The organism is Prolixibacter sp. DSM 2831, from assembly GCF_056493735.1.
Genome location: NZ_CM151379.1, coordinates 264,404 through 279,823 on the forward strand (window position 1 = coordinate 264,404; position 15,420 = coordinate 279,823).

Annotated in this window: 11 protein-coding genes; 5 read left to right on the top strand and 6 right to left on the bottom strand. The window is 46.1% G+C overall.

The window, feature by feature from the left end; all coding sequences use genetic code 11:
• Nucleotides 1-122: 122 nt before the first annotated feature.
• The 5 genes from AC060N_RS01065 to AC060N_RS01085 all read left to right on the top strand — a co-directional run bounded on the left by AC060N_RS01065 (nt 123) and on the right by AC060N_RS01085 (nt 10,404).
• Nucleotides 123-3,470, top strand: coding sequence for a CPBP family intramembrane glutamic endopeptidase (locus AC060N_RS01065; RefSeq protein ID WP_479525528.1), 3,348 nt, complete (start codon nt 123-125; stop codon nt 3,468-3,470).
• Between the two features lie 80 nt (nt 3,471-3,550).
• Entirely contained in the window at nt 3,551-5,707 is a 2,157-nt protein-coding gene (locus AC060N_RS01070; RefSeq protein ID WP_479525529.1) for a S46 family peptidase, read from the top strand.
• Between the two features lie 80 nt (nt 5,708-5,787).
• Nucleotides 5,788-6,261, top strand: coding sequence for a ribonuclease HI (gene rnhA, locus AC060N_RS01075; RefSeq protein WP_479525530.1), 474 nt, complete (start codon nt 5,788-5,790; stop codon nt 6,259-6,261).
• 61 nt (nt 6,262-6,322) lie between these two features.
• Nucleotides 6,323-7,552, top strand: coding sequence for a 3-deoxy-D-manno-octulosonic acid transferase (locus AC060N_RS01080; protein WP_479525531.1), 1,230 nt, complete (start codon nt 6,323-6,325; stop codon nt 7,550-7,552).
• Nucleotides 7,553-7,854: 302 nt separating this feature from the next.
• Nucleotides 7,855-10,404 carry an adenosylcobalamin-dependent ribonucleoside-diphosphate reductase gene (locus AC060N_RS01085; protein ID WP_479525532.1) on the top strand — a complete coding sequence of 850 codons (2,550 nt, stop codon included), beginning with the start codon at nt 7,855-7,857 and terminating at the stop codon, nt 10,402-10,404.
• A 200-nt stretch (nt 10,405-10,604) separates the two neighbouring features.
• Here the strand turns inward: AC060N_RS01085 and AC060N_RS01090 are convergent, their stop codons facing one another.
• The 6 genes from AC060N_RS01090 to trpD all read right to left on the bottom strand — a co-directional run bounded on the left by AC060N_RS01090 (nt 10,605) and on the right by trpD (nt 15,418).
• On the bottom strand, nt 10,605-10,802 hold the full coding sequence (locus AC060N_RS01090; RefSeq protein WP_106541202.1) for a hypothetical protein: 198 nt from the start codon (nt 10,800-10,802) through the stop codon (nt 10,605-10,607).
• A gap of 144 nt (nt 10,803-10,946) precedes the next feature.
• On the bottom strand, nt 10,947-11,738 hold the full coding sequence (gene trpA / locus AC060N_RS01095; protein WP_479525533.1) for a tryptophan synthase subunit alpha: 792 nt from the start codon (nt 11,736-11,738) through the stop codon (nt 10,947-10,949).
• Between the two features lie 26 nt (nt 11,739-11,764).
• Complete coding sequence (gene trpB / locus AC060N_RS01100; protein WP_479525534.1) at nt 11,765-12,952, bottom strand: tryptophan synthase subunit beta; 1,188 nt, start codon at nt 12,950-12,952, stop codon at nt 11,765-11,767.
• Between the two features lie 26 nt (nt 12,953-12,978).
• Complete coding sequence (locus AC060N_RS01105) at nt 12,979-13,641, bottom strand: phosphoribosylanthranilate isomerase (protein ID WP_106541205.1); 663 nt, start codon at nt 13,639-13,641, stop codon at nt 12,979-12,981.
• Nucleotides 13,638-14,426 carry an indole-3-glycerol phosphate synthase TrpC gene (gene trpC / locus AC060N_RS01110; protein WP_479525535.1) on the bottom strand — a complete coding sequence of 263 codons (789 nt, stop codon included), beginning with the start codon at nt 14,424-14,426 and terminating at the stop codon, nt 13,638-13,640. Before trpC ends, AC060N_RS01105 begins: the two co-directional genes overlap by 4 nt.
• Nucleotides 14,423-15,418 (bottom strand): anthranilate phosphoribosyltransferase, encoded by a 996-nt coding sequence (gene trpD / locus AC060N_RS01115; RefSeq protein ID WP_479525536.1) that lies wholly within the window; start codon nt 15,416-15,418, stop codon nt 14,423-14,425. Before trpD ends, trpC begins: the two co-directional genes overlap by 4 nt.
• Nucleotides 15,419-15,420 lie beyond the last annotated feature (2 nt).

The following is a 15,420-nucleotide window of genomic DNA, read 5'->3' on the forward strand; positions in this document are numbered from 1 at the left end:
CCGAATCGGCTGCATTTGTTGCCCTTGAAGGTTCATGTGGCATGGTTTAACCTGTTGCTCCGGGTCTCAATTTTCACTATCTTGAACCAATATGCTTTTCCTCAAACTAATTTCCTTTCCGTATGGATCAATTCTCGCTTTTCCGTAAGCCGATTACCTGGGTGATTCTTGTGCTTCTTTCGCTGGGTAGTGGTGTTTTCGTTTACCAAAATTTTGAAAAAGCCAATCCGCTCGTGCATGTCGATATCTCGATGTCACGTGATTCTGCCTTGTCTATGGCCTCCCGAATGTCGCAGAGGTTGAGGCTCGGGCCGGAACGCTTCCGGCAGGCAGCGAGTTTTACCAACGATTATCGGTTCCAAAACTATGTAGAGTTGGAAGGCGGCGGCCTCGATACTTTTTCGGTCGTGATGCAGCGGGGAGACTATCATCCGTATCGCTGGGTTGTCAGGCAATTTGAGGAGTATAACCCACGCGAGGTGTTGTTCCGGTTTACACCGGAAGGAAAACCGTACGGTTTTAAAGAAAAGCTACCCGAGGATTTCAAAGGCGCTGCGCTCGATTCGGCCCGTGCCCGTTACATTGCGGAGGAGGCGGCCCAAAAGGACTGGCATGCCAATCTGACAAATTATCATTTAGTGGAGCATTCTATCGAGGTGCTTCCCAGCGGGCGTATCGACCACACCTTTGTATACGAGAATGACAAGAAGAGCATTGCGGATGGGAAATATCGTTTGCGGTTAGTGGTGAGCGGTGACCGGTTAACTGAATTGACCTGGTTTATGAAAATTCCCGAAGCATTTGATCGAAAATATGAAGAGATGCGCTCTTCCAATACGACTTTATCTTCCATTGCTACATTGCTCATGGCGTTGCTGTATGGTTTGGGCGGTATTGTAATAGGCCTGTTCTTCCTGATGAAGAGGCGATATGTTTTGTGGCGTAAAGCATTTATCTGGGGATTTGCTATTTGTTTCTTTTCAGTTTTTCTGGTTGAGGCCAATCAACTTCCCCTTTCGTGGCTTTATTACGAAACCTCCACTTCTGCATCTAATTACATTGCCCGGACGCTTTTGTACGGATTCCTGAGCGCGATCGGAATGGGTGCGTTGGTCAGTTTGTCGATAACTGCCGGTGAAGGCATGGGACGTATGGCATTTCCGCGCCACGTCCAATTCTGGCATGTTTGGTCGAATAGGGCCGGCAGTTCGAAGCTAGTTCTCGGACAAACTCTGGGTGCCTATCTTTTCATGGTTATTGTGCTGGCCTTTGATATTGCTTTCTACATGTTTACCACCCGGCATTTGGGGTGGTGGAGCCCTGCAGGAACACTTTCCGATCCGGATATTTTAGCGACGCCATTTCCATGGCTCAGTCCGTTCTCGGTTTCGTTGCAGGCGGGATTCTGGGAAGAGGCGATGTTCCGTGCCATTCCATTGGCCGGCGTTGTTCTGTTAACACGAAACTGGAAAAGTCACCGGTTTTGGATTATCCTCGTACTGATTCTGCAAACTGTCGTATTTGGGTTAGGTCATGCGAACTATCCTAATCAACCTTCGTATGCCCGGGTGGTAGAGATGCTGGTACCGTTCGTGATTTTCGGAATTATTTATCTGCAGTTTGGGCTGCTTCCGGTGATTATTACTCACTATGCGGTGGATGTTTTTTGGATCTCACTGCCCTTGTGGGTCGCGAGTTCTCCCGGAATCTGGATAGACCGAATCATTATAATCCTTCTGTTTCTTACACCACTGTTCATTGTTCTGTTTTTCAGGCTACGGAATAAAAAGTGGACCGAATTGCCGGATACCTACCGAAATTGGGCGTGGCGACCTCCCAAGCCGGAAGAGGAAGAAACATCACGAAGAACGATGGCTCCTTTTGCAGTGGAAAGTGATCTTGAGAAAAGGCCGGTATTTAAATGGATTCTTCCGGTAGCGGTCTTTGGTATTCTTTTGTGGGCGTTTTTCTCGAGGTTTGATCACGATGATGATTCGATGACTATCAAGAGAAAAGCGGCGCTTGGCATTGCGAAAAAGGAGATGGCGCAACGCATTTCGCTCGATTCGGCCAGGTGGACTGTTGCAACTACTGTTAAGGAAGGAGGAACCGACCATCGGTTTATTTGGCAAGAAGGCGGACCGGAAGTTTATCGGCAAATCTTGGGAACTTTCCTGGAGCCGTCGCACTTCATGGTCAGGTACATGAAAACGGAAGGTTCGGTAGAGGAACGGACAGAGGAATTTCGAATGGGAGTTTCGGGGAACGGAGAGTTGTTATCCTATCGTCATGTATTCCCGGAAAAATGGCCGGGAGCGAATCTTTCCCGGGCGGAAGCTTCCGAGTTGGTCGACTCGCTTTTACACGTCGAGTTCCAGACGGGAATTTTCCGGCTGAAAGAGATTTCGGTCATACCGGAAAAACTGGACAAACGAACCGACTGGAAATTTACGTACGCTGATACCGCTAATTATCCGTTGCGAACAGGTGAAGCAAGATACCAGGTTCAACTTGCCGGAAATAAACTCGCATATTTTGGCCGATCAATTCATGTTCCGGAGGATTGGCAGCGCGAATATCGTGATCGCGAAAGCAAGCTGTCCGTTTGGCGTACCATTAGCTGGTTGATTTTGGTTGCGGTGGTCATTGCCGGAATTGTTATTGGGATCGTCCGGTGGACAAAAGGCTATTTTTCAGTGAGACTTTTCGGCATCATGACGGTTTTCCTCACGGTTGTGAAGCTGCTTTCGGTGGCAAATGGATGGAGCCAAAGCCTTTATGCCTATCCAACTGGGCAGGATTTTGGAAATTACATTACCGTTGCGCTGATTTTTCAGTTGCTTGGACCTCTTTTCCTGGCATTGGGTATGGGGGTTGTCGCAGGTATGTTGCCATACACCATTGTGGCGCAGGAACGTATCGATGTTTCTTCGCGCAAGCAGTTTGGATTAGGCTTGCTGTTGGCTGGTATTATTGCTCTTCTGAGGTTTTTCAGACCGGAGCTTACGCCTTACATCCCTTGGTTTGGTGCGGCCAATGACTATATTCCCTGGTTGGGAGTGGTTTTCCACAATGTCGATAATTTCATTTTGCTGCCGGTTTTTGCCTGGTTAGTCACCTTGGGATTAAATAGAATAACCCATATGGGTAAAAAAAGAAATGCCGCCGGTGTAATGATTTCGCTTTTGATGGGACTATCAATTACAGGGAGTTCGCTGCAGCAGTTTGCCTATATGGTTCCTGCAGGTATTGTAGTGGGACTCATGATTTGGAGCGTCTGGTATTTTGCATTCCGGTATTCTCCCTCAATCATTCCGGTGGTCATGGCGGGGATTTTGGTGCCCGAAGCGGTGCGACAAGCAATTATAGCTGCCTATCCGGGCGCAATGACCGGTGAGATAATCACTTTGACTGTTGGATTGAGTATTGCTGTATTTTGGGGCCGTGAGGTAAGGAAAATTACAGCTTGAGGGGATACTGTTTGAAAAACAGCATGGAAAAGCTCCAAATAAAATTAAATTTGCGGGACAGAAAAATCAAAAACTTAGAGATGAAGAAAGGTATTATCGTCCTTATTGCTTTGATCGCTGCGTTTTCAAGTAGTGTAAAAGCCGATGAGGGAATGTGGCTGCCTGCTCTTGTTCAGAAACTGAACATCGACAAGATGCACGCTATGGGGTGTGAATTAACGGCAGATCAAATATACAGTATTAACCATTCCAGTCTGAAAGACGCTGTTGTGGCTTTAGACCATGGTTCATGTACCGGAGAGTTGATTTCTCCTGATGGACTGCTGTTGACAAACCATCATTGTGGCTTCGGAGAGATTCAGGCGCACAGTACCGTGGAGCACGATTATCTGAAAGATGGATTTTGGGCGAAGTCGAGAGACCAGGAACTACCGAACCCGGGAAAAACGGTTTCATTCCTGATAAGCATTAAAGACGTAACTGCCAAGATTGATAGTGCGCTCACCCCCGATATGGACGAGAATGCGCGTGAAGCAAAGGTCGAAGAAGTGGCCTCAAAGATTGAGAGAGCAGCTTCTGAAGGTACCGATTATCAGGCACGCGTTCGTAGTTTCTTCGAGTCGAATAAATATTACTTGTTTGTATACGAAACCTTTCGCGATGTTCGTCTGGTTGGTGCTCCGCCGCAGTCAATCGGAAAATTTGGTGGCGATACCGATAACTGGGAGTGGCCTCGTCATACCGGCGATTTCAGTATGTTCCGTGTGTATTGCAGTCCGGATGGAAAACCGGCAGATTACTCACCGGACAACGTACCTTATCACCCCAAACACTTCCTGCCTATTTCTTTGAAAGGTGTCCACAAGGGAGATTTCACCATGGTAATGGGATACCCCGGAAGAACGGAACGCTACAAAACGTCGTACGGTGTCCAGTATACCATGAATGTGACCAATGAGGTGCGTACGAAGGTGCGGGCAAAAAAACTGGCGATCATCAAAAAATATATGGATACGGGAACCAAAGCGCGCATTCAGTATGCTTCGAAATATGCCCGTAGTGCCAATTATTATAAATATTCCATTGGTCAGAATAAAGGTCTGAAGGCGTTGGATGTGATTGCTGACAAGAAAGCGCTGGAGAAACGTTTTACTGCCTGGGTTGACGAAGATTCGTCACGGGAAGCTAAATACGGTAAGGCGCTAAGTATGATTAAAGATGCTTACACAAACACCGACGATGAAGTAGCCGGTGCGTATATGCGGGAAGCATTTTTACGAGGTCCTGAAATTTTCACCCTGGCGATGCGGGCAAATGGCCTGTACGAGGTGATGAAGAATCAGCCGGAAAACAAAGAAGCTATCAAGGCAATGTCGGCCCGTATACAAGGTTCGCTGGATGATTTCTTCAAGGATTACAATGCGCCAACAGATCAGAAACTGGTTGCGGCTCTTTCCAAAATTTATGCAGATAATGTCGATCCGAAATATTATCCGGCCTACCTGAATACCATCAAGGACAAATACAAGGGCGATTACAGCAAGTTTGCTGAGAAGATGTTCAAGAAAACCATCTTCGCCAATAAGGCGTCGTTGATTGCATTCCTGAATGATCCGTCTTTAAAGGTGTTGAAAAAAGATCCGGCTTTCCAGGCAACCGAGCAAATTATCGATGCGATGCGCGTTATCAACAGCGATAACATGAAAACGGTTCCTGAACTGGAAAAAGGACGCAGGTTGTTTGTTGCCGGTTTGATGAAAATGGATAAAGGACAGAATCTGTATCCGGATGCCAACTCAACGATGCGACTGACTTACGGTACTGTTGGAGGCTACAGTCCCCGCGATGCGGTTTGGTATAAATATTACACAACGTTGGTTGGTTATATCCAGAAGGATATTCCTGGTGACGATGAGTTTGATACGCCACAGCGTCTGAAAGATTTGTACTACGCCAAAGATTACGGACAGTATGCCGATAAAGACGGAACGCTGCACACCTGCTTCATCACCAATAACGATATTACTGGTGGTAACTCAGGTAGCCCGGTGATTAATGCCAAAGGCGAGCTTGTCGGTGCTGCTTTCGATGGAAACTGGGAAGCCATGAGCGGCGATATTGCTTTCGAGCCGAGTATTCAAAGGTGTATCTGCGTTGATATCCGCTTTGTACTTTGGGTAATCGACAAATATGCCGGTGCGACCAACCTGATTGATGAAATGACCATTGTTCGTTAATCGGACGAATGCTCTAAAATATAAGTATCTGAAAGGACCGGTTGTATGCCGGTCTTTTCTTTATGTATACATTTGCATTTATGACTGATGTAAAGAAGCCCCATGTTATCGTTTATACTGACGGCGCTTCCCGTGGAAATCCCGGGCCCGGTGGTTATGGTGTAATTCTGCAGTCCGGGCGTCACCGGAAAGAGTTGTCCGAAGGCTTCCGACTAACGACAAACAATCGTATGGAATTGCTGGCGGTGATTGTTGCGCTGGAATCGTTGAAAGTAGAAGGAAGTTATGTTACCATTTACACCGACTCAAAGTACGTAGCCGATGCGGTCGAAAAAGGATGGGTCTTCGGTTGGGCGAAGAAACGCTTTAAAGGGAAGAAGAATCCCGATTTGTGGGCTCGCTTTTTACGAATTTATGCCAGGCATAAGGTTCGGTTTATTTGGGTAAAAGGTCACGCTGATAACCCGGGAAACGAACGTTGTGATGAATTGGCTGTCGAGGCGGCATTGAAACCCAATCTGAAGGAAGATACAGGTTATCAGCCTGAAACATAATTTTTGCGGAAACCTTGCCTCCAATTCTCAAAAGTAATTTACCTTTGGCCGCTGAAAAGTTATGAGATTATTATACGACATAGGAGTTCGGGGATACCACTTGCTCATTCGGTTGGCATCCCTGCGTAGTGAAAAGGCCCGCAAATGGATAAAGGGGCGTCGTAATATTTTCAGTCGGTTGAAAGAAGAGTTACCGTCCGATCAACCCATCTATTGGTTTCACGTAGCATCGCTCGGAGAATTTGAACAGGGCCGGCCGGTGATTGAAGCGATCCGGAAGAAAGTGCCGGATGTGAAGATACTGCTCACCTTTTTCTCACCTTCCGGTTACGAGGTACGTAAAAATTACGAGTTCGCTGATTACGTATATTACCTCCCTTTGGATACGCCGTATAATGTCAAACGGTTTCTGGATATCGTAAAACCGGAAAAGGCGTTTTTCGTGAAATACGAATTCTGGTTTCACTATTTAACTGCGTTGAAAAAGCGCGGAATTCCGACGTATATTTTTTCAGCGATTTTCCGCCCCGGGCAGATTTTCTTCAAACCCTGGGGAAGTTGGTACCGGAAAGCACTGCAAGCTTATACCCATATTTTTGTGCAGAATCAGGAGTCGCTTGATTTGCTCAATAAATTTGGTTTTACCAATGTTTCCCTTTCGGGTGATACCCGGTTCGACCGGGTGGGACAGATTGCTGATGCAGCTCCGCGTCTCTCTGTGCTCGATGAGTTTGCTAACGGGAAAAAACTGGTGATTGCCGGTAGTACCTGGAAGGCTGATGAAGCACTGTTGCTGGAGTACATCAACTCGACGGAGCATGGCGTAAAATATGTCATCGCGCCACACGAAGTATCCGATAAGTCCATTCAACGAATAACGAGTGCACTGAATAAGAAGTATGTCCGTTTTTCGAAAGCCGGAAATGGCGATTTGAAACAGGCAGATGTGCTGATTGTTGACGGCTATGGTTACCTGACATCGGTTTATCGCTATGGAAACCTGGCATACATCGGCGGAGGTTTCGGAAGTGGTATTCACAATATTTTGGAAGCGGCAACTTTCGGTATGCCGGTTATTTTTGGCCCCAATCATGAAAAATTTCAGGAAGCGCTCGATTTGCTTGAGAAAAAAGCGGCTTTCTGTATTCACGATTTCGAAGAACTCAAATCTGTCTTGGACGAGTTCCTGGGAAACGAGAAGAAATTGCAACTTACTGCTGATTTAGCTAGTAATTATGTTTCACAGAGTCGGGGTGCCTCAGATGTAGTGGTAGACTACATTTTCAATTAATTTTCGCGGTTATTTCATTGTTTATCCGGCATGCAGAGCCATTTCGGATAAGAGATTATTTTGCCTTAATTTTTTTGAATGATTTTTCATTTTGGTCAACTTTTGACAGTTATCAAAAATGTAACATTCATGTAATGAGTATATAAACATATTGAAGTTGATAACTTTTACAGGAAATGGAAAATAAAGTATTCCATTCTTGCAACATGAAAAGTAAATTGCATATCGGATTCATAGCCTCGGTTCCGGGCACAAAAAAATCCGACAGACAACCGAATTACAAAACCCAAATTTAGTTCACCATGGATTTGAAAGAAGTATCTTCAGGACGGTCGGCTACGCACAAAAAAGTATACTCGGCAGAGGAAGCTTATCAGGCGTCGCTCAAGTATTTTAAGGGAGATGATTTGGCGGCCCGTGTATGGGTGAATAAGTATGCCTTGAAAGATTCCTTTGGAAACATTTTTGAATTAACCCCGGACGATATGCATCGTCGTCTTGCTAAAGAAATTGCGCGTATTGAAAATCGTTACCCTAATCCCCTCTCAGAAGAAGAAATTTATAGCCTGTTAAAAGATTTTAAGTACATCGTTCCTCAAGGTGGCCCGATGACTGGTATCGGAAACGAATACCAGGTAGCATCGCTGTCGAATTGCTTCGTGGTAGGAAATAATGCCGATTCATACGGAGGTATCATGATGGTTGACCAGGAACAGGTTCAACTCATGAAACGCCGTGGTGGTGTCGGTCATGATTTGTCTCACATCCGGCCCGCTGGTTCACCGGTGAAAAACTCCGCCCTGACCTCTACCGGTATTGTTCCGTTTATGGAGCGCTTTTCCAACTCAACCCGAGAAGTGGCCCAGGATGGCCGCCGTGGCGCGCTGATGCTTTCGGTGTCGATTAAACACCCCGACTCCGAAAATTTCATCGATGCCAAGATGACGGAAGGAAAAGTCACCGGAGCCAATGTTTCGGTGAAGATCGACGATGAGTTTATGCAGTCGGTTCGTGAGAACAAACCTTATACCCAACAGTATCCCGTAGAGAGCAAAAATCCATCGTTTACCCGCGATATTAACGCTGGTGACCTTTGGAAGAAGATTGTTCATAATGCCTGGAAATCGGCGGAACCGGGAATCCTTTTCTGGGATACAGTGATTCGTGAGTCGGTTCCGGATTCGTACGCTGATTTGGGTTATAAGACTGTTTCGACCAATCCATGTGGTGAAATTCCGCTTTGTCCTTATGACAGCTGTCGGTTGCTGGCTATTAATTTGTTCTCATACGTTGAAAATCCATTCACGAAAAAGGCAAAATTCAATTTCGAGCTCTTCCGTAAGCATGTTAAGTATGCGCAGCGCATTATGGACGATATTATCGATTTGGAGCTGGAGAAAATTGAGGCAATCACCGGTAAGGTAGGTTCCGATAAGGAGGATGAAGAAATTAAGCGGGTGGAGTCGAATCTCTGGAACAAAATCCGCGAAATGGCTATCAACGGTCGTCGTACCGGAATCGGTATCACTGCTGAAGGCGATATGCTGGCCGCTCTCGGACTGGTTTACGGAACCGATAATGCTATCGATTTCTCGGTAGAGGTTCATAAGTCAATCGCTATGGAAGCTTACCGTGGTTCTGTATTGCTGGCGAAAGATCGGGGTGCTTTCCCGATTTATGATTCGAATCGCGAGAAAGATAATCCGTACATCAAACGTTTGGCCGAAGCCGATCCGGAACTTTATGAAGACATGAAGAAACATGGTCGCCGTAACATTGCGTTACTGACCATTGCTCCTACCGGAACAACTAGTTTGATGACTCAAACTACTTCGGGAATTGAGCCGGTATTTATGCCGGTTTATAAACGCCGCCGGAAAGTGAACCCGAACGATAGGGATGTTCGTGTTGATTTTGTGGATGAAGTAGGTGATAGCTGGGAAGAGTACATTGTATTTCATCATAAGTTCAAGGACTGGATGACGTTGAAAGGATATGATGTGAATAAGAAATATACCGACGAAGAACTGGATAAAATGGTCGCTGAATCACCTTACTATAAAGCTACTTCGAATGATGTAGACTGGGTGGCTAAAGTGAAAATGCAGGGACAGATCCAGAAGTGGGTCGACCATTCTATCTCGGTGACGATTAACCTCCCCTCGGATGTTGATGAGGAACTGGTTGGTGAACTTTATTTCACTGCATGGGAAAGCGGATGTAAAGGTGTGACTGTTTACCGTGATGGTTCCCGTTCAGGCGTATTGATTTCGACGAAAGATAAGACCGAAAAGAAAGGAAATTTCCCGACCAAGCGTCCGGAAATTTTGGAGGCAGATGTCGTTCGTTTTCAGAACAGCAAAGACAAGTGGATCGCCTTCATTGGTTTGATTGACGATAAGCCTTACGAAATCTTTACCGGTTTGGCCGATGACGAAGACGGAATTTTGCTTCCCCGCTCAGTAACCCGCGGACGAATCATTAAGAGCCGTGACGAAAATGGGGTAGCCCGGTACGATTTCCAGTATATCAACAAACGTGGCTATAAAACAACCATTGAAGGACTTTCATATAAGTTCAATCCGATATTCTGGAACTATGCCAAATTGATTTCCAGTGTGCTGCGCCACGGTATGGCCATCCAAAAAGTGGTTGATCTGGTGACCAGTCTGCAGTTTGACATCGATACCATTAACACCTGGAAAAACGGTGTAGCACGGGCGTTGAAAAAGTACATCCCGAACGGAACTTCAGTTGATGGCGCTACTTGTGGAGGCTGCGGTTCGGAAAATGTAGTTTACCAGGAAGGTTGTCTGATTTGTAAAGATTGTGGCTCTTCGAAATGCGGTTAAACGCAAATGTTCATAAAAGTAAAAAGAGGTTCCCTTTTTGGAGAACCTCTTTTTTGATTATGGTTATTGTAGCCTAACTTTCATCGGATGATGCATTTCCTTAATGTTCGAGGAAAACAGCAAAAGCGGAAATGCTGTTTTGTTATCCGTTGAAGAACGGGCTATAATTTTTAATACAGGTAAAGCTGATGGGAATGATATCAGGCTGCAATGTCCGAAAAGGCATCGTCCAGAATATCCGGATAGATCGCGCCAAATTGATCATAGCACCAATCTCTTAATTCTTCCAATTCCTTTCCATTGTCATTCGACCAGCCAATGCATTTCAGCAGCTCTTTCTCGAAAAGCTCCTGACTGAAACTTACCTTCGGTAAGATTACTTTTGCGTATTCCATCATAGTGTATCAATTTTAAAAGAACGTGCTCAGAATTTTCATTCTCTTCCTCAAGATACCAAATCAGAACCAAAAATCGGGTATGCAATAACAGCTTTTAATCTATTTTAACAATCTCATTTTTCTGATTTCACACAGTAAATTTTGTTATTTATTTTCTTCTGAAGAATGAATTAAATCAATGAACTTTTTCACGTTCTGTGAAATAGAACCTTCGTCGGATAACGCCTTGATAAAAGCACTTCCAACAATGGCTCCATTACTATAACGGCAGGAATTAACAAAAGTTGTGTTGTTGGAAATACCAAAACCTACCAGTCGGGGGTTTTTCAAATTCATTTCCTGAATTCGTTTGAAATATGCCTCCTGTTGTTCAGTTACGTTCGATTTTGCACCGGTAGTCGATGATGATGATACCATATAGATAAATCCGTTGGAAAGAGCGTCGATTTTCTGTATACGTGCTTCGCTGGTTTGGGGAGTGATCAGGAAAATGTTCCTGAGGTTGTTTTGTTCGAAGAACGGACGGTATTCGTTTTCGTAAACTTCCAGTGGAAGGTCGGGCAGAATAATTCCGTCGATGCCAATTTCATTCGCCTTCCGGCAGAAATCTTCTACACCATATTGCAGCACGTTGTTGAAATAGCCCATCAATACCAGTGGCAGTTTTACCTTCTGGCGAATATCTTTCAGTTGCTCGAAAAGCAGTTTGATTGACATGCCGTTTTTCAGGGCTCTATCCGAGCTTTTTTGAATGGTAGGTCCGTCGGCTACCGGATCGGAAAACGGAATCCCGATTTCGATCAAGTCGGCGCCGCTTTTCTCCAATTCCACAATGATTTCTTCTGTGTTGTCGAGCTGAGGGAACCCGGCCGTGAAATAGACCGATAGTATGTTATTGAGCTTTTCTTTGAAAAGCTGATTGATGCGATTTTCCATCTCTTTATTCTTTCGTTTCTGTTCATCTATTGCTTTGCGCGAAAATGTTTCAGGTAGGTCTCCATGTCTTTGTCACCTCGTCCTGAGATGTTGACAACAACTACTTCATCCGGACCAAACTTGAGCTTTTCCAGTGCGGCTAGAGCATGCGCCGACTCCAGGGCCGGAATAATTCCTTCCTTCTCGGTGAGGTTGTAGGCAGCTTCCAGTGTTTCTTCGTCGGTTACGCTCATGAATTTGGCGCGGCCGGTTTCATACAGGTTCGCGTGCATGGGACCGATGCCGGGATAATCCAGACCCGCGGAGATGGAGTAAGGCTCTATTACCTGTCCGTCTTCGGTTTGCATTAGCAAACTTTTACTACCGTGAAGAACACCGGTTTTGCCCAGCGCAGTGGTGGCAGCCGATTCATCAGTGTCAACGCCTTTGCCGGCGGCTTCCACCGCAATCAGTTTTACCTCCTCATCATCCAGAAAGTGATAAAAAGCGCCGGCTGCATTACTTCCCCCACCGACGCAGGCAATAACTGTATTAGGGAGTTCGCTGCCTGTTTTTTCTTTCAGTTGCTGCCGCATCTCTTCGCTGATGATGGCCTGAAACCGGGCTACCATATCCGGGTACGGATGAGGGCCCACCACTGAACCGATAATGTAATGGGTATCTTCCGGATTATTAATCCAATCGCGGATGGCTTCGTTGGTTGCATCTTTCAGTGTTTGGTTGCCGCTGTAAACCGGACGAACTTCCGCACCCAGCATTTTCATCTTCTCTACGTTAGGCGCTTGTCGCGATACATCGAGAGCTCCCATGTAAACAATGCATTGCAGACCTTCGCGGGCGCAAACGGTCGCGGTAGCGACACCGTGCTGACCTGCGCCGGTCTCGGCAATGATACGTTTTTTGCCCAGTCGTTTCGCCAATAAAATTTGACCAACAGTGTTGTTAATTTTATGCGAACCGGTATGGTTCAGGTCTTCCCGCTTCAGGTAAATCTGCGCTTCGTATTGCTGCGACAGTCGATTGGAATAATAGAGTGGAGAAGGCCTTCCCACATAGTCGCGGAGCAAATCGGTGTACTCCTTCCGAAATTCTTCGCTTTCGATAATTTCCCGGTAACGGTTCCGCAATTCATCCACGTTCGGATACATCATTTCCGGGATGAATGCTCCGCCAAACCGTCCGTAATAGCCATTCTGGTCGACATGATAACTCATGATATCTGATTTATTTCTTGTATTCGTTATAGATAATCTAAATAGGATTTATTTGAACCCGTATTGTTCTCCCGGATGGTGGCAATGAATCGTTTGAGTGCTTCAATGTTTTTTAGCGCCGGCTCAATTTCAAAACCACTGTTCACATCAACGCCATAGAGTTTCGGGTGTCGCAGGTTGCCGATCATTTCGGCATCAGCCGGACCGATGCCACCACTCAGGAAAAAAGGTGTGTCGCCTGCATAAGTGTCGAGCAACTGCCAGTTAAATTTTCGTCCGGTACCGCCGGGTAAATCGCCTTTGGTATCGAACAGGAAGAAATCACAGTTTCCTGTGTATGGTTCGGTGGTTGTGAAATCAAAGTCGTTGCCTACGCTGAATACCTTGATGACCGGAATGCCCAGCTGTTTCATCCGGGCACAGTATTCGGGCAGCTCGTTGCCATGCAGCTGAACCATTTCCAGTTTGTTGTTCCGGAACTGTTCGAGCAGCGATTCAAAGGGCTCATCGACAAAAACACCCACTTTCTGGATAAAGGTCGGGACCAACTCCACTGCTTCCGGAGCTATTTCTTCACCGACAAAACGTTTTGATTTCGGGTAAAAAATGAAACCGATATAGTCGGGGCCAAGCTCCACCAACTGACGGATATTTTCCGTCTCCCGCATCCCGCATACTTTAATTTTCATCTCTTCAATGCATTTATGAATTCCCGGCAGGCTTCCGCCGGATGTTCCTGTTTCATGAAATTTTCTCCCATCAAAAAGCCATGGAAGCCGCTTTTGCGGAGATGATCGACTGTTTCCGGATCGCTGATGCCGCTCTCTGCAATTTTCACCGCTTCCGCGGGAAGTTTTTCCAACATCTGGATGGAGTGGTCCAGATCGACCGTAAAGTCTTTCAGGTTCCGGTTGTTAATGCCAATTAAATCCACTCGCGGGTCGACTTTCTGTAATTCCTCTTCAGCGTGTAGCTCGAGCAGTACTTCCAGTCCCAACTTGTGAGCCAATGTGGTAAAGCGCTCGATTTCTTCCTTTGTCAAAACGGCAGCAATCAGCAGGATAACATCGGCTTTTACCACACTTGCCTCATAGATCTGGTATTCATCTACCATGAAATCTTTGCGGAGTATTGGTGTTTCCGGATTGGCTTCCCGGACTTTCGCAAAATCATCGAGGCTTCCGCCGAAATAGCTTTTATCGGTAAGTACCGAAATACCACTGGCACCGGCAGTGACATAGCCTTTTGTTACGACTTCCGGCGTCACCTTATCGTTGATGATTCCTTTAGAAGGTGACTTCCTTTTGAATTCAGCAATAATTCCCGAAGCTTCCGGATTCAATAGTTGCTTTTTTAGTGAATTTCCTTTTCGGTCCGCCGGAATCTGCTTTTTCAGATCCGCCAGCGAAACGTGGCTTTTTACCTGCTCGATTTCTTTTTTCCGGTTGGCTACTATTTCATCAAGAATTGTCATTTTTGAATCTCCATCAGTTGAGTGAATATTTTCAACGCCTTTTTCCCGGCAAGGGACGAACGGGCTTCTTCAATGCATTGTTCAATGCTTTTCTGCGGTTCGACGCAGTGCAGCGCCATAGCCGAGTTAGCAATGACAGCTGAATTTTGCGCTTCGGTTCCTTTGCCGTTCAGCACATCGGTGAATATTTTTGCTGTACCCGGAATATCGCCGGTGCTGGCCAACTCTTCAGGTTGGACTTTCGGCAAGCCGATGTCTGATGGACTCAACAGTCGGTCGACGTAATTAGTTTGCATCTTGAAATCGCCGGTAAGGGAAATCTCATCGTAACCATCAAGACTATGCAGGATGCAAAAGTTCTTGTCTGATTTTTGGTACAAATAACTGTACATGCGGCCCAGTTCCAGGCTGAAAACACCCACCATCTGGTTCTTCGGCTGGCTGGGATTGACCATTGGCCCCAGCATATTGAAGAAGGTTTTCAGTCGCAGTGCGCGACGAACTGGCGCAACATTTTTCATGGCCGGGTTGAACAGCGGCGCGTGCAGGAACGTAATTCCGCAGCTGTCGAGTTCTTTTCGTAATTGGTCAGCATCGTTGCTGAAACGATAACCGAGGTGCTCCATCACGTTCGAAGAACCACAACTGGACGACGCGCCATAGTTTCCGTGTTTGGCCACCTTCGCTCCGGCTCCTGCCACCACAAAGGCTGAAAGCGTAGAGATGTTGAAGGTGTCTTTTCCGTCACCGCCGGTTCCGCACAGGTCGATGGTTTCAAAATCAGAAAAATCAACCGGAATCCGGGTTTTCAACAAAGCATTGCGGAAACCTTCCAACTCTTCAATGCTGATGGTGCGCATGTTGAAAACGGTGATAAAGGCTGCAATCTCGGCATCGGTATATTTCCCTTCCGTGATTTCCAGAAGAACGGCCTCGGCCTGCTCACTGGTGAGCTTTTTATATTCGAACAGGTAATTGAGTATCTCTTTCATGA